13 protein-coding genes are annotated in these 18,805 nt (G+C 73.0%); 2 read left to right on the top strand and 11 right to left on the bottom strand.

What is annotated here, in order from left to right; translation table 11 throughout:
* Window position 1 precedes the first annotated feature (1 nt).
* The 5 genes from ABZ865_RS14205 to ABZ865_RS14185 all read right to left on the bottom strand — a co-directional run bounded on the left by ABZ865_RS14205 (window position 2) and on the right by ABZ865_RS14185 (window position 3,897).
* Window positions 2–214, bottom strand: coding sequence for a hypothetical protein (locus tag ABZ865_RS14205; protein ID WP_361228935.1), 213 nt, complete (start codon window positions 212–214; stop codon window positions 2–4).
* Between the two features lie 136 nt (window positions 215–350).
* Window positions 351–677, bottom strand: a complete 327-nt coding sequence (locus ABZ865_RS14200; RefSeq protein ID WP_361228932.1) for a hypothetical protein — start codon at window positions 675–677, stop codon at window positions 351–353.
* Window positions 674–1,042: a WhiB family transcriptional regulator gene (locus tag ABZ865_RS14195; protein WP_053664703.1), complete on the bottom strand. Its 369-nt coding sequence runs from the start codon at window positions 1,040–1,042 to the stop codon at window positions 674–676. The genes ABZ865_RS14200 and ABZ865_RS14195 overlap by 4 nt, the downstream gene beginning before the upstream one ends.
* Window positions 1,043–1,216: 174 nt before the next feature.
* Window positions 1,217–1,537 (bottom strand): hypothetical protein, encoded by a 321-nt coding sequence (locus ABZ865_RS14190; RefSeq protein WP_361228929.1) that lies wholly within the window; start codon window positions 1,535–1,537, stop codon window positions 1,217–1,219.
* A 164-nt stretch (window positions 1,538–1,701) separates the two neighbouring features.
* Window positions 1,702–3,897 (bottom strand): ATP-dependent DNA helicase UvrD2, encoded by a 2,196-nt coding sequence (locus ABZ865_RS14185; RefSeq protein WP_361228926.1) that lies wholly within the window; start codon window positions 3,895–3,897, stop codon window positions 1,702–1,704.
* A 205-nt stretch (window positions 3,898–4,102) separates the two neighbouring features.
* Between ABZ865_RS14185 and ABZ865_RS14180 the strand changes: the two genes are divergently transcribed.
* Window positions 4,103–4,345 (top strand): mycoredoxin, encoded by a 243-nt coding sequence (locus ABZ865_RS14180; RefSeq protein WP_361228923.1) that lies wholly within the window; start codon window positions 4,103–4,105, stop codon window positions 4,343–4,345.
* 96 nt (window positions 4,346–4,441) lie between these two features.
* Here the strand turns inward: ABZ865_RS14180 and ABZ865_RS14175 are convergent, their stop codons facing one another.
* The 6 genes from ABZ865_RS14175 to ABZ865_RS14150 form a co-directional block, all read right to left on the bottom strand.
* Window positions 4,442–5,041, bottom strand: coding sequence for a class I SAM-dependent methyltransferase (locus ABZ865_RS14175; protein WP_361228920.1), 600 nt, complete (start codon window positions 5,039–5,041; stop codon window positions 4,442–4,444).
* Window positions 5,042–5,051: 10 nt separating this feature from the next.
* The gene (nudC, locus tag ABZ865_RS14170) at window positions 5,052–5,996 is read right to left on the bottom strand and encodes an NAD(+) diphosphatase (RefSeq protein ID WP_361228917.1); all 945 of its coding nucleotides are present in this window, start codon (window positions 5,994–5,996) and stop codon (window positions 5,052–5,054) included.
* 155 nt (window positions 5,997–6,151) lie between these two features.
* On the bottom strand, window positions 6,152–7,555 hold the full coding sequence (locus ABZ865_RS14165) for a dipeptidase (protein WP_361228914.1): 1,404 nt from the start codon (window positions 7,553–7,555) through the stop codon (window positions 6,152–6,154).
* Between the two features lie 10 nt (window positions 7,556–7,565).
* Complete coding sequence (locus ABZ865_RS14160) at window positions 7,566–11,234, bottom strand: ATP-dependent DNA helicase (RefSeq protein ID WP_361228911.1); 3,669 nt, start codon at window positions 11,232–11,234, stop codon at window positions 7,566–7,568.
* Between the two features lie 186 nt (window positions 11,235–11,420).
* Window positions 11,421–14,966, bottom strand: coding sequence for an ATP-dependent DNA helicase (locus ABZ865_RS14155; protein WP_361228908.1), 3,546 nt, complete (start codon window positions 14,964–14,966; stop codon window positions 11,421–11,423).
* A gap of 284 nt (window positions 14,967–15,250) precedes the next feature.
* Window positions 15,251–15,682 (bottom strand): MGMT family protein, encoded by a 432-nt coding sequence (locus ABZ865_RS14150; RefSeq protein WP_361228905.1) that lies wholly within the window; start codon window positions 15,680–15,682, stop codon window positions 15,251–15,253.
* A gap of 186 nt (window positions 15,683–15,868) precedes the next feature.
* Between ABZ865_RS14150 and ABZ865_RS14145 the strand changes: the two genes are divergently transcribed.
* A complete protein-coding gene (locus tag ABZ865_RS14145; RefSeq protein ID WP_361228903.1) occupies window positions 15,869–18,736 on the top strand; it encodes a lysylphosphatidylglycerol synthase domain-containing protein in 2,868 nt (955 codons plus the stop codon).
* Window positions 18,737–18,805 lie beyond the last annotated feature (69 nt).

Genomic DNA, 18,805 nt, shown 5'->3' with positions numbered 1-18,805 from the left:
CTCACCACCAGGACGAATCCAGCCGCCCCTCGATCGCCCTCAGGTTCTCCCGGGAGCACCTGTCGCAGAAGTGCTGCCGGACGCCGTTCTCGACGGAGCAGGTCCAGGTGGCCGACTGGGAGCCGTCGGCCGAGGTGCCGCAGCGGGCGCACACGAGGGAGCGGCGCTCCCCGGTGGAGCCGCCCTGATCACTTCCTCCGGGAGGACTCGTCACCTCGTGACGATAACGCCGCTGCGGCCGATCGTCGCGCACAACGCACCGCGGGGGCCGGTCCGTTCGGACGGACCGGCCCCCGCGGGGAAGGTTTCGCCTCCCTCAGCCGGGAGGCCACCGCTTCTGGTGTGCTCGTCTACTGCATGACGGCCATGGCGAGCGCACGGCGGGCGCGCAGCGAGGCGCGCTCGGCCCGGCGCTGCATCCGCCGGGCGGTGGCCAGGCGCACGGCCCGGCGCTCCCGCGCGGCGTCATGCAGGCGCTCGTGCATATGCGCACGGGCCAGGGCTTCTGGGATGAGTTGCATCTCTCGGGTCCTGTTCTTCTGACGCGAACCGGTCGCGCCGTTGGTGGTGAAGTCTTGGGTCGCGGAGCCGGTGGGCTCGCTGGTGGACGGCTTCATCGGGGCCTGCTTCTTGGGGTCGTGCGTGAGGGGGCGGTCGATCGTTCCTGCGGTGTTCATGCCGTGACCGGGTTCTTGCGCGGGCGGCCACGCGGCCGCTTCCGGGCGACGACGACACCCTGGACGAACAGCTCGCCACCCCAGACGCCCCAGGGCTCACGCCGTTCCTTGGCACCGGCGAGGCAGGCCTCGATCAGCGGGCAGGTGCGGCAGAGGGACTTGGCGTACTCGACGTCCGCGGGCGACTCGGCGAAGAAGACCTCCGGGTCGTAGGAGCGGCAGGGGACGGGTACGCCGAGGTTCTCGATGGCGTCGTCGAGCGCGGTGAGCGCGGTGAGGGGGATCAAGGTGGAGTCCTCCGTGAGGCCGGGCGGGGGGATCGTTTGTGAAGGCGGTACGGACGGGGCGTGCGCTTCGAGTTGCACGGGGTGTCTTCCTCGTCTGGTCGTTCCGGCCGGTTGACCGGGTGTCGGCTTGGTACCGGGTTCTTTCCTTGTCCCGAGGCCCCTTCGCTCTGCTGTCCCCGTTCGGGGCAAACAGAAGGGCCGCGGATCCCGGATGGGGTTCCGCGGCCCTGAAGGCGCCGGCCTGATCGGCTGTCAGGCTGGATCACTCCAGGGTTCTGGCCCACGGAAGGCCCACATCAGGTGGTGCTGCGTCGTCTGCTTCCGGAATCCGGCACCGGCCGCCGCAAAGGCATAGGCGTGTGCCTGTGCCGCTACCGCTTCCAGTGCCTTGGTCGGTCGCTCATTGCGCTCACGGATGGGAAGACCCGCGAGAGACAGGGAGGACGCCGGACGGACGGCACGAATGCCGGACAGACCGGTGCCCTGGGTCGAGGCGCCGAGCATGCACAGGGAGACGGCCGAGCGATCGGTCATTTTGGCCGTGCTGATGAAGCTGGTGTTGATGCTGATCACTGGACTCGCCTCCTCTCGGCGTCTTGGGGACTGGGGTGAGCCAGTCCGCGCGGATATGCAAGTACAACACGGAACAGGGGCCTTGGAGAAGGCCGCCGCTTCCGTGCCTAGAACCTATGGGGATTGCCGGGGCATGTGCAAACTATTTTTTCGACGAGTTCGTATCAGTCGTCCTCGTCGTCTTCCCCGACATCGTGACCTGCGCAGATGGCCAGAACGTCGGCTCCGTAGCGCTGCAGCTTGCGGGTGAGGACGCCGGGGATGCGGGACAACTCGGCCGGGTTGTCCGGCCGGGCCTCGGCGATGGCCATGAGGGTCCGGTCCGTGAAGACGCAGAAGTCGGGCTGTCCGCTGTCCCGGGCCTGGACGGCGCGCCACTCCCGGAGCCGTTCGTAGAGGCCTTCGTCCATGTCGGAGGGGCAGTCCTCGCAGCGCATGAGCTTCATTTCGCCCGCGTCGGTGAGGGTGCGGCCGCAGACCCGGCAGCGTGCCGGGGTGCGCTGGGTGCGGCGGGGTGCTGCCGGGGTGCTGCCCGGGGCGCCGCGCTCGATGCCTCCGCCGGTGGCGGCTCCGGTGCGGCCGACGGTGGCGGTGGAGCCGGGGCGCAGGCCGTCCAGGAAGTGGCTGGGCCTGCGATTGGCGCGGCCGCCGGGTGAGCGGGACAGGGACCAGGAGAGGTGGAGCCGTTCTCTGGCGCGGGTGACGCCGACGTAGAGGAGGCGGCGTTCCTCCTCGATCTGCTCGTCCGTCTTGGCGTAGCTGATGGGCAGCATGCCCTCGGCGACGCCGACCAGGAAGACGACGTCCCATTCCAGGCCTTTGGCGGCGTGCAGGGAGGCCAGGGTGACGCCCTGGACGGTGGGGGCGTGCTGGGCGTTCGCCCGTTCGTCCAGTTCCGTGACGAAGTCGGCGAGGGTGGCCCTGGGGCGGGCGGCGGCGATGTCGTGGGCGAGGTTGACGAGGGCGGCGAGCGACTCCCAGCGCTCTCTGACGGCTCCGGAGCCGGCGGGGGGCTTGCTGGTCCAGCCTTCTCCGGACAGCACGGCGCGGACCTGTGAGGGCAGGTCGACGGTGTCGTCCAGCAGGGAGTCGTTGCCGCCGAAGCGGGCGGCGCCGCGCAGGGCGACGCCCGCCTTGCGGATCTCGGGCCGGTCGAAGAAGCGTTCGGCGCCGCGCAGCTGGTAGGGGACTCCGGCGTCGGCGAGAGCTTGCTCGTACGTCTCGGACTGGGAGTTGGTGCGGAACAGGACGGCGATCTCGGCGGCCGGGACGCCGGCGTCGATGAGTTCACGGATGCGGCGGGCGGCGCCCTCGGCCTCGGCGGGCTCGTCGGTGTACTCGGTGTAGCCGGGTTCGGGTCCGGCGGGGCGCTGGGAGACGAGTTCCAGCCGGTGGTCGGCGGCGCGGCCGGTGGCCTGGGCGAGCAGGCCGTTGGCGAGTCGCACGACCTGGGGGGTGGAGCGGTAGTCGCGGACGAGCTTGACGACGGTGGCGCCGGGGTGGCGGGTGCGGAAGTCGAGGAGGTGGTCTGGGGTTGCTCCCGTGAACGAGTAGATGGTCTGGCTGGCGTCGCCGACGACGCAGAGGCTGTCGCGGTCGCCGAGCCAGAGTTCCAGCAGCCGCTGCTGGAGGGGGCTCACGTCCTGGTACTCGTCGACGACGAAGTGCTGGTACTGGGCGCGGACCTGTTCGGCGATGTCGTGCCGGTCCTGGAGGATGGCGACGGTCAGCAGGAGGACGTCTTCGAAGTCGATGACGGCGCGGTCGCGTTTGACGTCTTCGTAGGCGGCGTAGAGGTGGGCGATCTCGGCCGGGTCTCGGGGGGTGTCGCGGCCGGCCTTCACGGCCGCGTACGGGTAGTCGGCCGGGACGGTCTGGGTGACCTTGGACCATTCGATCTCGGCGGTGACGTCCCGCAGCTCGCCCCGGTCGAGGCGGAGGTTGCAGGCGGCGGCCGCGTCGGCGACGAGCTGGATCTTGCGGTCGACGAGTCGGGGCAGGCCGCCACCGATGGCTTTCGGCCAGAAGTACTGGAGCTGGCGCAGGGCCGCGGAGTGGAAGGTGCGGGCCTGGACGCCGTGGGCGCCGAGCTGGCGCAGGCGGCCGCGCATCTCGCCTGCGGCGCGGTTGGTGAAGGTGACGGCGAGCACGCTGGACGGCTGGAGGATGCCGGCGCGGACCCCGTAGGCGATGCGGTGGGTGATCGCGCGGGTCTTGCCGGTGCCGGCTCCGGCCAGTACGCACACCGGCCCGTGCAGGGAGGTGGCCACCTCGCGCTGCTCGGGGTCGAGCCCTTCGAGCACCGCGTCGGCCGTGTCCGGTGCCTGCGGGAAGAGGGGGGAGTGCGTTGCTGCTGTCACACGGCCATGCTGCCAGGTCGCCCGGGGCTGCTGCGCCGGTTGTCCACAGGCGTGGGCTTGCGGTCGTACTAATGCGGCAGGCGTCACAGGTGCACGGGCGGGACACACCGGCCGCTGCGGATACCCCGGGCGGGAATGCGGGCCGGATCCCTTACGTTTGCCCCTTGCAGGACTTCCCCCGAGCTGCTTGAGGAGCGCGAGAGACATGCAGGGCACTGTGACGATGTACAGCACGACTTGGTGCGGCTACTGCCAGCGGCTGAAGAAGCAGCTGGACCGCGAGGGCATCGCCTACACCGAGATCAACATCGAGCAGGACCCGGAGTCCGCCGCTTTCGTGGAGAAGGCGAATGGCGGAAACCAGACGGTTCCGACCGTGCTCTTCGCGGACGGCTCCACGATGACGAACCCGTCGCTGGCCCAGGTGAAGCAGAAGCTGGCCGCGTGACGCTCCGCGGGTTTCCGCGGTGAAGCAGCAGGCAGGGCGGTCCCTGAGAGACGAGGGACCGCCCTGCTGTGTCTTGTCTCGCTGTGTCTGGTCTGACTATGTCTTGTCCCACACCAGCGTGTAGCGCCACAGGAGCCGGCGCCGGTAGTGGCTGCCGGGCAGCAGGCGGCGGGCGGCGTCGCGGACCTCGCCCCAGTGCATGTCGCAGTCCTCGACCGGCATGCCGGCCGGGCCGCCCTTGCCGCCGCGCAGCATCGAGTACAGGCGGCTGGCCGGGAGCCCGCAGCCGCTGATCAGCCAGTCCATGAGGGTGTGATTGTCCGCGAGGCCGACGATCATCAGCCGGCCGCCGGGCGCGACGAGCCGGGTCAGGCGGTCCACCGCGTCCTCGAAGCCGGTGTGGTGGACGATGGCGACGGCGCTGACGAAGTCGTGGACGCCGGCGCCGAGGGCGGCCTCGTCGAGGTAGTCGGCCTCCAGGAAGGTGACGTTCCGGGGCCGCTGCGCGCGGGCCAGCCGGATCATCTCCGGGGAGCGGTCCACTCCGGTGACCGTCTCCGCCTTGGTGGCGAGTTTGCGGGCGAGCAGGCCGTCGCCGCAGCCGACGTCCAGGGCCGTGCGGCAGCCGTCGGGTACGGCGGCGAGCACGGCCCGGTGGTAGTGGACGTTGTGGTTCCAGTACGGGTCGCCGGTCACCGGAGCCGCCTCAGACGACGCTCCGCATCGGAAGTGGCTTGCCGTACCACAGTTCGATCAGCCGGGCGGCGATGGAGATGCCGTACGGCGGCAGGACCTCGCCGGACTCGAAGGCGGCGTGGAGTTCCTCGCGGGAGAACCAGCGGGCCTCGTGGATCTCGTCGCCGTCGACGTTGATGTCGGTCGAGGTGGCGCGGGCCGTGAAGCCGAGCATCAGGCTGGACGGGAACGGCCAGGGCTGGCTGGCGACGTACTCGACCGGGCCGACGGTGACGCCGACCTCCTCGAAGACCTCACGGCGCACGGACTGCTCGATGGACTCGCCGGGTTCGACGAAGCCGGCGAGCGTGGAGAAGCGGCCTTCGGGCCAGTGGACCTGGCGGCCGAGCAGGAGGCGGTCGTCCTCGTCGGTGACCGCCATGATCACGGCCGGGTCGGTGCGCGGGTAGTGCTCGGCGCCGCAGGCAGGGCAGCGGCGGATGTGGCCGGCGGCGGCGATGACCGTGCGCTCGCCGCAGCGGGAGCAGAAGCGGTGGGTGCGCTGCCAGTTCTCCAGGCCGACGGCGTGCACCATGAGGCCGGCGTCGCGCGGGGAGAGCAGCAGGCCCGCTTCGCGCAGCCCGGCGGGGCGGGCGGACTGGTCGATGCGGCCGGGAAGCGTGTCCTTCTGGAGGGCGAAGTAGCTGACGCCCTCCGCGTCGTTGCCCAGGAAGTAGCGGTGTGCCTCGGTGAGCGGCGCCTCGAAGGAGGGGGTCATGACGAGTTCGGTCCGGCCGTCGGGCGTCTCGTCGATGAGTACCTGGCCGTCGGAGACCACGAAGCAGCGGGTCGTGGGGTGGCTCCACGCCGCCGCGAGCCAGGCCTCGTCGAGCCGGTGGTGGGCGGCGCGGTCGATGCCGCTCGGGGCGGTCAGCGAGATGGGTCGGTCGGCGGTGTGGTCGGTCCAGGTGGTCACGGGTGCTTCCAACTCCCCCAGTGGAACGGTTCGTTTCGGCGGGTGGTGCGGCGGGACGTGGGCCGGACGGCACCGGTGCGGGTGTGGGCGGGGCGTGCGGGGCGGTTGTTCCAGTGTGCCCCGCGCGCGGTGCCGTCCCGTACGGCGCCTGCCGGTCAGGGTGCGTGACGCCAGTTCTCGGCGAGGTCGCTCCACAGGTAGGCGCTGGTCTCGACGCCCTTGAGGAGGAGGTCCAGCTCGACCTTCTCGTTCGGGGCGTGCCAGCCGTCGGAGGGGACGGAGATGCCCAGGAAGAGGACGGGGGCGCCGAGGACCTCCTGGAGGTCGGCGGCGGGCCCGGAGCCGCCCTCGCGGGTGAAGCGGACGGGGCCCTGGAAGGCGCGGCCCATGGCGCGGACCACGGACTGCAGCGCGGGGTGGTCGAGGGGGGTCAGGCACGGGCGCGTGGCGGCACCGAAGTCGACCTCCAGCCGGATTCCGGCGGGCACCTGCTCGGCCGCCCAGGCACGGACGGCCTTCTCGATGTGGTCGGGGTCCTGGCCCGCGACGAGCCGGAACGACAGCTTCACGAACGCCGAGGAGGGGATGATCGTCTTGCTGCCGGCGCCCTGGTAGCCGCCGCCGATGCCGTTGACCTCGGCGGTCGGGCGGGCCCAGATGCGCTCCAGGGTGGTGTGCCCGGCCTCGCCGTGGGTGGCGCGGGACTTGGCGGTGCGCAGCCACTGCTCCTCGTCGAAGGGCAGCTCGGCGAACAGTTCGCGTTCGCGGTCGGTCAGCTCGACGATGCCGTCGTAGAAGCCGGGGACGGCCACGCGCGCGTGCTCGTCGTGCAGGGCGGCGACCAGGCGGGCGGCGGCGGTGGCCGGGTTGGGGACGGCGCCGCCGAAGGAGCCGGAGTGGATGTCCTGGTCGGGGCCGTGGAGCCGGATCTCGCACTCGGCGAGGCCGCGCATGCCGGTGCAGACGGTCGGGGTGTCCTCGGACCACATGCCGGTGTCGGAGACGATCACGGCGTCGGCGGCGAGCCGGCTGGCGCGCTCTTCGACGAGGGCCCGGAAGTGCGGGGAGCCGGACTCCTCCTCGCCCTCGATCAGCAGCTTGAGGTTGACGGCGGGGGCGGTGCGGCCGGTGGCGGCGAGGTGGGCGCGGACACCGAGTGTGTGGAAGAACACCTGGCCCTTGTCGTCGGCGGCCCCGCGCGCGTAGAGGCGCCTCTCGCGCAGGACGGGCTCGAAAGGCTCGCTGTCCCAGCCGTCCTCGCGGGCGGCGGGCTGCACGTCGTGGTGGCCGTAGACGAGGACGGTGGGCGCCTCGGGGTCGCCCGAGGGCCACTCGGCGAAGACGGCGGGCGCGCCCGGGGTCGGCCAGACCTCGACGGTCGTGAAGCCGGTCTCCTGGAGCTTGGCGGCGAGCCAGTCGGCGCTGCGCCGTACATCGGGGGCGTGGTCGGGCTGGGCCGACACGGAGGGGATGCGCAGCCAAGCGGCGAGGTCGTCGAGGAAGGCGGCGCGGTGCTGCTCGATGTACGTGCGGACGGCGCTGTCCGGGGTCTGGCTCATACCGACGAGCCTATCGGCCCGCGACGACATCCTCGGCGGGCGGTTCGTCACACCCGGGCGTCCCCGATTGGCCGTTTCGTACACCTGTGAGCAGTCGTTCCAGGGCGGCGCGGTCCGGCAGGTCCTGCGGCCGTACGACCTCGCCGGTGCGCACGTACAGGAACGCGGCGGTGACCGACTCGGGCGGGATTCCCTGCTGCTCGGCCCAGGCCAGCCGGTAGACGGCGAGCTGGAGCGGGTCGGCGGTGCGGGCGTGGCTGGTCTTCCAGTCGACGATCTCGTACGTCGCCCCGTCGCCGTCGCCGTTCTTGTAGACGGCGTCGATGCGGCCGCGTACGACCCGGCCGGCGAGGGCGAGCTGGAAGGGCGCCTCGACGCGGTACGGGGTGCGATGGGCGTACGCGGAGCGTTCGAAGGCTTCCTTGAGGGCTTCGAGGTCGCGTTCGTCGGCGATCTCGGCGTCGCTGCCGGGCAGCTCGTCCGGTTCGAGCATGGGCAGCGTCAGCTCCTCGAAGCGGGCTTCGACCCACGCGTGGAACCGGGTGCCTCGACGTGCGGCGGGTTGTGGGGGGCGCGGCATGGGGCGCGCGAGTTCCTGTGCGAGCCCGTCCGGGTCCGCCGCGAGGCGCAGCACCTGGGACGCGGTCAGCGTGGCCGGCAGGGGGACGTCCGTGACGCTCTGCCGCGCGCGCAGCAGCTCTCCGGCGAGGGCGTCGAGGTCCCGGTCCCAGGACGCGATGGCACGGGCCTCCTCGGGGGTGAGGGGCGCGGGGTGCGGCGGCGGGGTGGGGGCGGCAGTGTGCGCGTGCCGCTCGGAAGCGGGCGCGTGGGTGTGCTGCTCGGGGGTGCGCGGGTGGGTGTGCTCTTCGGGGGTGCGCGTGTGGGTGCGTTCCTCGGGGGCGGGTGCCTGGTGGGGGACGGTCGGGTGGCCGGCGGCATTCCAGGAGTCCCGGTCGACGGGCGCCTGTGCGGGGACGTCGTCGTAGAGAGGCTCGTCGCCGAACGGGTCCTCCTCGTACGGAGGCTCGTCGTACGGAGCCTCGTCGTGGTCGTAGGGGTCGGTGCCGTACAGGTCCTCGTCGTACGGGTCCTCGTCGTCCGGGGGTGTGGGCCAGTCGGGGTCGGTGAAGGTGTCGGGGTCGTGGGTGGCCGGCGGGGGGCCGGCGGGCTGGGCGGAGAGGGTGTCCAGGTGGGCGAGGACGGTCTCGGCGGCGGCGCGGCGGCGGGCCAGGGAGGCGTCGTCCAGGGGCAGCGGCCACACCTGGTCGGCGGTGGCCGTGTGCAGCGCCGGGTTCTCCTCGTCCTCGGCCGGCTCGTCCGCCCACGCCTCGATCTCGCCGTACCCGGCGGCGCAGTGGTCGTACAGGGCTTGGAGGAAGTCGGAGGGGCCGCGCGGCCTCTTCTGGCTGGGGCCCCACCAGTGGCCGGAGCCGAGGAGGAGGGAGCGGGGGCGGGTGAAGGTGACGTAGCCGAGGCGGAGCTCCTCGGTGTGCTGGTGCTCCTTCATGGCCTCGTGGAAGGCCTTCATGCCCCGGGAGTCCCAGGAGTCGATGTCGGGCAGCGTGTCGGTGTCGCCGCGCAGGGCGTGCGGGAGCACCTTGGCCTGCGCGGTCCACTTCTCGCGGCCCTGGGCGCTGGGGAAGGTGCCCGTGACCAGTCCGGGTACGGCTACGACGTCCCACTCCAGGCCCTTGGACTTGTGCGCGGTGAGCACCTTGACGGTGTTCTCGCCGCCGGGCAGGGCGTTGTCGAGGCCCTTCTCGTACTGGGCGGCGGTGCGCAGGAAGCCGAGGAAGGCCAGCAGGGTGGCGTCGCCGTCGCCGGCCGCGAAGGAGGCGGCGACGTCCAGGAAGTTGGACAGGGTCTCGCGGCGGCGGGCGGCCAGCGCGTGCGGGGACGCCGACAGCTCCACCTCCAGGCCGGTGACCGCGAGGACGCGGTGCAGGACGTCCATGAGCGGGTCGGACAGGGAGCGGCGCAGGTCGCGCAGCTCTGCGGCGAGCCGGGCGAAGCGCACGCGCGCGTCCGGGGAGAAGGGCAGTCCGTCGTCGTCCGCCATGTCCTCGTTCAGCGGCGACTCCAGGAAGGTGTCCAGGGCGTCCGCGAGGGAGATCACCTCGGACGGGTCGACCCCCTCGACGGCCTCGGCGAGCCTGCGGTCGGGGTCGTCGGTGTCGCCCGCGCGCGCGTGGGCGACGAGCAGGCGGGCGCGGCGGCCGAGGAGGGCGAGGTCGCGGGGGCCGATGCGCCAGCGGGGGCCGGTCAGCAGGCGGACCAGGGAGGCGTTGGCTCCGGGGTCCTGGAGGACTTCGCAGACGGCGACGAGGTCGGCGATCTCGGGCAGGTGCAGCAGCCCGGACAGGCCGACGACCTCCACGGGGATGTCCCGGGCGACGAGGGCGCCCTGGATCTCGGCGAAGTCGGTGGCCGTACGGCACAGGACGGCGATCTCGCCGGGTGCCGTGCCGGTGCGCACGAGGTGGGCGAGGGAGTCGGCGATCCAGTCGATCTCCTCGGCATGGGTGGGCAACAGGGCACAGCGGACCATGCCGTCGCGTTCGGCGCCGGGGGCCGGGCGGAGGGCCTCCACGCCCGCGTGCATGGCGCGCAGGGGCTCGGCGAGGCCGTTGGCGAGGTCGAGGAGGCGGCCGCCGCTGCGGCGGTTCTCGCTGAGCGCCTGGCGGGTGGCGGGGCGGCCGTCGGCGTGCGCGAAGTGCTCGGGGAAGTCGTCGAGGTTGGCCACGGAGGCGCCGCGCCAGCCGTAGATGGCCTGGCAGGGGTCGCCGACGGCGGTCACGGGGTGGCCGGTGCCCGCGCCGAAGAGTCCTGCCAGCAGGACACGCTGGGCGACGGAGGTGTCCTGGTACTCGTCGAGGAGGACGACGCGGAACTCCTCACGCAGCAGGCGGCCCACCTCAGGGATGCGGGCGAGGCGGGCCGACAGGGCGATCTGGTCGCCGAAGTCGAGGAGGTCGCGTTCGCGTTTGGCGGTGCGGTAGCGCTGGACGAGTCCGGCCAGTTCGCGGCGGGCTGCGGCAGTCTCGGGGACCTTGCGCAGGTCGGCGTTGGTGAGTCTGGCGCCCTGGAGGGTGTGCAGCAGGTCGGCGTCCCAGGCGCGCAGTTCCTCGGGGCCGACGAGGTGTTCGGCGAGTTCGGCGTCGAGGGTGAGCAGGTCGCTGACGAGGTCGGCGAAGGAGCGGGTGAGCGCCGGGTAGGGGCCGGGGGCCTCGCGCAGCACGCGTGCGGCGAGCTGGTAGCGGGTGGCGTCGGCCAGCAGGCGGGAGCTGGGTTCGAGGCCGAGGCGCAAGCCGTGGTCGGTGAGCAGCCGGCCGGCGAAGGCGTGGTAGGTCGAGATGACCGGTTCGCCGGGCGGGTTGTCCGGGTCGATGACGTCCGGGTCGGTCACACCGGCCTTGACGAGTGCCTTGCGGACGCGTTCGGCGAGTTCGCCCGCGGCCTTGTTGGTGAAGGTCAGGCCGAGGACCTGTTCGGGGGCGACCTGTCCGGTGCCGACCAGCCAGACCACGCGGGCCGCCATCACGGTGGTCTTGCCCGACCCGGCTCCGGCCACGATCACCTGCGGGGCGGGCGGCGCGGTGATGCAGGCCGTCTGCTCCGGGGTGAACGGGATGCCGAGGAGCTCTTTGAGCTGCTCGGGGTCGGTGATGCGGGCGGGCATGTCGTCAGAGGCTAGCGGCGGCCACTGACAACCGAGGACGGATCGGGCGCCCGGGACGGAAGAAGCGCAGGTCAGTGCGTGGGGTGCCGTACGTCACCCTGGCCTCTGGCGCTGGTCATCGAGTGCCGCTGGCGCTGGTCACCCGACTGCCTCTGGTGCCGGTCACTCGACTGCCTCTGGTGCCGGTCACTCGACCACGTGCCGTCCCTCGGGCCGGGCGCTGCACGAGGCGCGGAACGCGCAGTGCGTGCAGTGCTGGCCGGTGCTGGGCGTGAACCGCTCGTCGAGGACCTTCCCCGCGGCGGTGGCCAGCAGCTCGCCGACCCACTCCCCCTCCAGCGGCTCCTGGCCCTGCACCTTGGGCAGGCTCTCCCCACCGTCCCGCTTTGCTGCTGCTTGCCGGAGATGTACCAGTTCGGCGCCGCCGGGTTCGGGGCGGCGGCCGTCGAAGGCGGTGTCGACGGCGCCCTCGCGCACGGCGAGCTGGTAGACGGCGAGCTGCGGATGGCGGGCCACCTCGGCGGAGCTGGGCGCCTGCTTGCCAGTCTTGAAGTCCACGACGTACGCGCGGCCGTCGGCGTCCGTCTCCACGCGGTCCATCTGGCCGCGGATGCGGACCTCGTAGTCGCCCGCTTCGAGGGTGACGTCGAAGTCCTGCTCGCTGGCCACCGGGGTACGCCCGGTGCGGTCCAGTACGTGCCAGTTCAGGAAGCGTTCGAGCGCCACGCGCGCGTTGTCCTTCTCCTGGGACGACTTCCAGGGCGCGTCGAAGGCGAGCGCGTTCCACACCGACTCCAGGCGTTCCATCAGCACGTCCAGGTCGGCGGGGGTGCGGCCGGAGGCGACCTCGTCGGCGAGGACGTGGACGACGTTGCCGAAGCCCTGGGCGGCGGTGGCGGGCGCGTCGGCCTTCACCTCGCGGCCGAGGAACCACTGCAGGGCACACGTGTTGGCGAGCTGGTCGAGAGCGCTGCCGGAGAGCACGACCGGCTGGTCGCGGTGGCGCAGCGGCACCTTGCTCTCGGTCGGCTCGAACATGCCCCACCAGCGATACGGGTGCGCGGAGGGCACGAGGGGGCGGCCGTCCTCGTCGGCGAGGGCGGCGAGCCGGGCCAGGCGGCGCGCGGCGGCGTCCCGCAGGGCCGCCGAGGCGCGCGGGTCGACGGTGGTGGCGCGCAACTCGGCGACGAGCGCGGCCACGGCGAGCGGGCGGCGCGGGCGGCCGGTGACGTCGCGGGGTTCGACGCCCAGCTCGGTCAGGAAGCGGGAGGGCTGGTCGCCGTCGTCGGCCGGTGCCTTCACGGCGGTGACGACGAGACGCTCACGCGCGCGCGTGGCGGCCACGTAGAACAGCCGGCGCTCCTCGGCGAGCAGGGCGCCCGGAGTGAGGGGTTCGGCGAGTCCGTCGCGGCCGATGCGGTCGGCCTCCAGGAGGGAGCCGCGGCGGCGCAGGTCGGGCCACAGCCCTTCCTGGACACCGGCGACGACGACCAGCCGCCACTCCAGGCCCTTGGAGCGGTGCGCGGTCATCAGGCGGACGGCGTCGGGCCGTACCGCGCGGCGGGTGAGGGTGTCGGCGGCGATGTCCTGGGCCTCGATCTCCTCCAGGAAGTTCAGGGCGCCCCGGCCGCCGGTGCGCTCCTCGGCGCGCGCGGCCGTGGCGAACAGCGCGCACACGGCGTCCAGGTCGCGGTCCGCGTTACGGCCGGCCGCGCCGCCGCGCCGGGCGGCCCGCTCCAGGCGCCCGGGCCACGGTGTGCCCTCCCACAGGTCCCACAGCGCCTCCTCGGCCGTACCGCCGCCTGCGAGGCGCTCGCGGGCCTTGCGCAGCAGGGCGCCGAGCCGCTGCGCCCCGCGCGCGTACGCGGGATCGTGCGCGACCAGCCGCTCCGGTTCGGCGAGCGCCCGCGCGAGCAGCTCGTCGGAGGGCGGCGGCACCGGATTCCCGGCCACCCGCTCCTCCTCCCGCAGGGCCCGCCCGAGCCGCCGCAGATCGGCGGTGTCCATGCCGCCGAGGGGCGAGGCGAGCAGAGTGAGCGCGGTCTCCGCGTCGAGCCAGGAGGGGGTGCGAGTGGGGGTGGGCGCGTCGGGCTGTACGTGGTCGTCGAAATCGGCGCGCGGCGCCTGGTCGGTGGAGTCGGCGGTCGGCGTGGCGTCCGTCGCGGGCGCGGCCTCGCCCTGGGTCTCGGCCGACTCGTCGCCTTGGGTGTCGGTCGGCTCGCCGCCCTGGGCAGCGGTCGGCTCGCCCCAGGGAGCAGGTTCGTCGCCCTCGGCCGCCGCCGAGAGGCCGGGCTCGGCGGAGTGCCCTGTGGGCGTTTCCGCCTGGGGGCGCTGGGCGGCTTCCGCCGTGGCTGCCGCTCTGAGGGCCGTCAGCAGGGGGGCGACCGCTGGTTCGTGGCGCAGGGGGAGGTCGTCGCCGTCGATGTCCAGGGGGACGCCGGCCGCGGTCAGGGCGCGGCGGAGGGTGGGGATGGTGCGGGAGCCGGCGCGTACGAGGACGGCCATGTCGCTCCAGGGGACGCCGTCCTCCAGGTGTGCGCGGCGCAGGATGTCGGCGATGTTGTCGAGTTCCGTCCCGGACGTCGGGTACGTGTAGACCTCGACGCGGCCGCCGTCCCGTACCGCCGTCGGCTCGCGGTGCGCGCGTACCTTGTCGGCGGGCAGCCGGGGCAGCGGCATGCGCTGGGTGATCAGGCGGGTCGCGGCGAGCAGGCCGGCGCCGGAACGGCGGGAGGTGCGCAGCACCTCGACCGGGGCGGGTCGGCCGTCCGCGCGCGGGAACGCCTCGGGGAAGTCGAGGATGCCGTTCACGTCGGCACCTCGGAACGTGTAGATCGACTGGTCGGGGTCGCCGAAGGCGACCAGGGTGCGGCCGCCGCCCGCCAGGGCGTGCAGGAGCCGTACCTGGGCGGGGTCGGTGTCCTGGTACTCGTCGACGTACACGGCGTCGTACTGGGCGGCGAGCCGGGCCGCGGTCTCGGGGCGGCGGGCGAGCAGCACCGCGCGGTGGACCAGTTCCGCGTAGTCGATGACGCCCTGCAGGTCGATCACGTCGAGGTACTCGGCGAGGAACGCGGCGGCCGCCCGCCAGTCGGGGCGGCCGATGCGGCGGGCGAAGGCGTCCAGGGCGCCGGGTCCGAGGCCCAGCTCACGGCTGCGGGCGAGGACGGCGCGGACCTCGTCGGCGAACCCGCGCGTGGTCAGGCAGGCGCGCAGCTCGTCCGGCCAGCGCACGTGGTCGAGCCCGAGCCGCTCCAGGTCGGGCTGCCCGGCGAGCAGCTCGCGCACGGTGACGTCCTGCTCGGGGCCGGAGAGCAGCCGCAGCGGCTCCGTGAACAGGCCAGTGTCCTGGTGGGCGCGGACCAGGGCGTAGCAGTACGAGTGGAAGGTGGTCGCGCGGGGTGCGCGGACCGCGCCGATGCGCAGGGCCATGCGGTCGCGCAGGTCGACGGCGGCCTTGCGGCTGAACGTCAGCACCAGGATCCGTTCCGGGTCGCCGCCCTGGGCGATGCGGGCGGCCACGGACTCCACCAGGGTGGTGGTCTTGCCGGTGCCGGGACCTGCGAGAACGAGCAGTGGTCCGGCCTTGTGGTCAACCACGGCGCGCTGTGCCGCGTCCAGACGAGGGGGATCGACGTCGGCCGGCGGGGTACGGACCAGTCGGTAAGCGCCACGGTTCCCCTGCCGCACCGGAGGGTGCGGCAGGCGTCTGGTGGAGGAAGAGGAGCTCACGTGGTTCGCCGGTCCTGGTGGTCGTACTGGTGGGCAGGCGGTCACGCGTGCGAGGCGGTGGCCGCGGGGTGAGGGAGGCACGTGCAGCCGACGCTACGCCGCCGCACGGGACGGAAGCAGGGCTTCCGATTCTTCCCTCGCGACGCTCGCGACCGCCTCGGCTCTCGCGACACTCGCACCACGCGGGTCCCTCATCTCACGAACGTACGTCATGCCACGGACGTCCCCCGTGTCCCTCGTACGGGCCACAGGTTCCCGCCGGAGGCAACGGATGGCGGAAGCTGTCAGATGTGACCCCCTGCGCCCGCGTCCTCGGCGGCGATGTCCTCAGCAGCCATGTCCCCGTCGGCCATGTCGTCCGCGGCCATGTCGCCGTCCCACCGCGCCCGCCGCATGTCGAGCCGCGGCAGATGACCCTCGCCGCTCCTGCTCGCCTGCCTCAGCGGGGTGCCCTCCGCGCGGTAGTGGCCGAGCGCCTCCAGCTCGTGGCCGGGCAGCAGCACCCCGTCGGACCGCACCACGCGCCACCACGGCACCGCGCCGCCGTAGAGGGACATCACCCGGCCCACCTGACGTGGGCCGCCCTCTTCGAGCCACTCCGCGACGTCCCCGTACGTCATGACCCGGCCGGGCGGGATGCGCTCGGCGACGTCCAGCACGCGCTCGGCGTACTCCGGAAGCGCGTCCGTGTCCTCGGCAGGGGTCCGATCGCTCATTCGCCCCATCCTGCCGCATGGCACCGACAACGCGGCCCGGTCGGCCGGGGCCGGCCCCCTCGCCCCCTGGCGGCCCTTCCGGCAGACTGTCCGCTCCCGCATCTGCACCCTGATGCCCGCGTGTGTCGGCGGGGCATGCCACCATCGTGCGGGCGGTGACTGGTGATACGAGACCAAGAAGAGACCATGAAGCAGCAGGGCGTGCACCCCGAGGACGCGGAGGGCACCCCTGGCGCGGCCGCACGCGCCGGCACCGCCCGCGCGAGCGCGAACGACACGGGCACACCGGACGCCCCGGACGCCCTGGGCGCCTCAGACGCCTCGGGCACCCCGGGCAAGGACGAGGCTGTGCGCGAGCCGGCCACGCGCGCGCGTGACGACGCCGACGGAGCCCGAGGCCCCGGCAGAGAGCCCGGAGCGACCGCCGGGCCCGTCACCTGCGACGACGATCTTCACCCCGACGAGGTCGAGGGCGACGAGCCGCTGCTCCCCGCGCGCGTGCACCGCCCCTCCGACCTCATGCGGCTGCTGGTGGGCGTGCTCGCCATCGTCGTCCTGCTGGCGATCGCCGCGTTCGCGCACGGCACCACCTCGGGCCTCGAACAGGACATCAACAAGGGCACGGGCCAGGCCCCCGACCTGCTGATCAAGATCGCGGGGCTCGCGTCGAGCATCGCGATCCTGCTGGTGCCGGTCGCCTTCGCGATCGAGCGGCTGATCAAGCGGGACGGACTGCGGATCGCCGACGGCGTCCTGGCGGCCGTCCTCGCGCACGGAGTGACCCTCGCCACCGACCTGTGGGTGGCCAGAGCCGCCCCGCCCTCCATCCAGGAGGCGCTCACCCAGCCCTCACCGGGCGACATCCACGCCCTGACCGATCCGGTGCACGGCTATCTCGCGCCCGTCATCGCCTACATGACGGCCGTCGGCATGTCCCGCAGACCCCGCTGGCGCGCGGTGCTGTGGATCGTGCTGCTGCTCGACGCGTTCTCCATGCTGGTCACCGGCTACACGACCCCCTTCTCGATCATCCTGACGGTACTGATCGGCTGGACCGTCGCCTACGGCACGCTGTACGCGGTCGGCTCGCCCAACGTCCGGCCCACCGGGCGGACCCTGATGGCGGGGCTGAGGCACGTCGGCTTCCACCCGGTCAGCGCGGCCCGCGAGGAGATGCCGGACGCGGAGAACGGCGACCGGGCGCGGCGGTACTTCGTCACCCTGGAGGACGGCCCGCCGTTGGACGTCACGGTCGTCGACCGGGAGCAGCAGGCCCAGGGCTTCTTCTACCGCGCCTGGCGCAACCTGACCCTGCGCGGCTTCGCCACCCGCTCCAGTCTGCAGTCGCTGCGGCAGGCGCTGGAACAGGAGGCGTTGCTGGCGTACGCGGCGATCGCGGCCGGGGCCAACGCGCCCAAGCTGATCGCCACCTCCGAACTCGGCCCGGACGCGGTGATGCTCGTCTACGAGCACACCGGCGGGCGCACGCTGGACTCGCTGGCCGACGAGGAGATCACGGACGAGCTGCTGCGCAACACCTGGCACCAGGTGCGGGCCCTGCAGTCCCGGCGGATCGCGCACCGCAGGCTCGCGGGTGACGCGATTCTGGTGGATCGTTCCGGCAGGGTGATCCTCGCCGAGCTGCGCGGCGGCGAGATCGCGGCCGGCGACCTGCTGCTGCGCATGGACGTCGCCCAGCTGCTCACCACGCTCGGCCTGCGCGTGGGCGCCGAGCGGGCGGTGGCCTCGGCGGTCGGTGTCCTCGGCCCGGACGCGGTGGCCGACTGCCTGCCGATGCTGCAGCCGATCGCGCTGACGCGCTCCACGCGCGCGACGCTGCGCCGGCTGGCGCGGGAGCGGGCGCAGCGCGAGCGCGAGGCGGTGCTGGAGGCGTCCCGGCAGGCCAAGCTGGCCCGGCAGGAGGACTCCGAGACGGCCGGGACCGTGCTGGAGAAGCCCGACAAGAAGACGGTCCGCGCCGAGCAGCGAGCTGAGCAGCGGGCCGAGAAGCGGGCCATCGACGAAGCCCTGGAAGAGGCCCGCGAGGAGGATCTGCTCACCCAGATCCGGCACGAGGTGCTGCGGATCAGGCCCCAGGCCCCGGTGGAGCCGGCCCGCCTGGAGCGGGTGCGGCCACGCACCCTGATCAGCTTCATCGCCGGCGCGATCGGCGCCTACTTCCTGCTGACGCAGCTCACCCACATCGAGTTCGGCACGCTGTTCGCGAACGCCCAGTGGGGCTGGGTGATCGCCGCGGTGCTGTTCTCCGCGCTCAGCTATGTGGCCGCCGCGATGGCGCTGCTGGGATTCGTGCCGGAGCGGGTGCCCTTCCCGAGGACGGTGGCGGCCCAGGTCGCCGGGTCCTTCGTGAAGATCGTCGCGCCGGCGGCCGTCGGCGGCGTCGCCTTGAACACGCGTTTCCTGCAGCGGCAGGGCGTGCGCCCGGGGCTCGCGGTGGCGAGTGTGGGCGCGTCGCAGTTGTTCGGGCTCGGCTGCCACATCCTGATGCTGCTGTCGTTCGGCTATCTGACCGGCACCGAGAAGACGCCGTCGCTGTCGCCGTCCCGGACCGTCATCGCGGGTCTGCTGACCGTGGCGGTGCTGGTGCTCGTGGTGACCTCGGTGCCGTTCCTGCGGAAATTCGTCGTCACGCGCGTGAGGTCGCTGTTCGCCGGTGTCGTACCGCGCATGCTCGACGTGCTCCAGCGGCCGCAGAAGCTCGTCACCGGCATCGGCGGCATGCTCCTGCTGACCGGCTGCTTCGTGATGTGCCTGGACGCCTCCATCCGCGCGTTCGGCGACCAGTCGACCACGCTGAGCATCGCCAGCGTCGCTGTCGTCTTCCTCGCCGGAAACGCGCTCGGCTCCGCGGCGCCCACCCCGGGCGGCGTCGGTGCGGTCGAGGCGACCCTCACGGTCGGTCTGATCGCCGTCGGCCTCCCCAAGGAGGTCGCCGCCCCGGCCGTCCTGATGTTCCGGCTGCTGACCCTGTGGCTGCCGGTGCTCCCGGGATGGCTGGCCTTCAACCACCTCACCCGCAAGGGAGCCCTGTAGGGAGCCGGCGGCCCCCAGACCAGGCGGAACGTACCTCGTACGGCCCGCGCACCGCGCGCGCCCGTGCTC

The sequence above is a fragment of the Streptomyces sp. NPDC047085 genome, from assembly GCF_040643735.1.
Lineage (GTDB): Bacteria > Actinomycetota > Actinomycetes > Streptomycetales > Streptomycetaceae > Streptomyces.
This window is presented reverse-complemented; position numbering and strand designations above follow the sequence as displayed.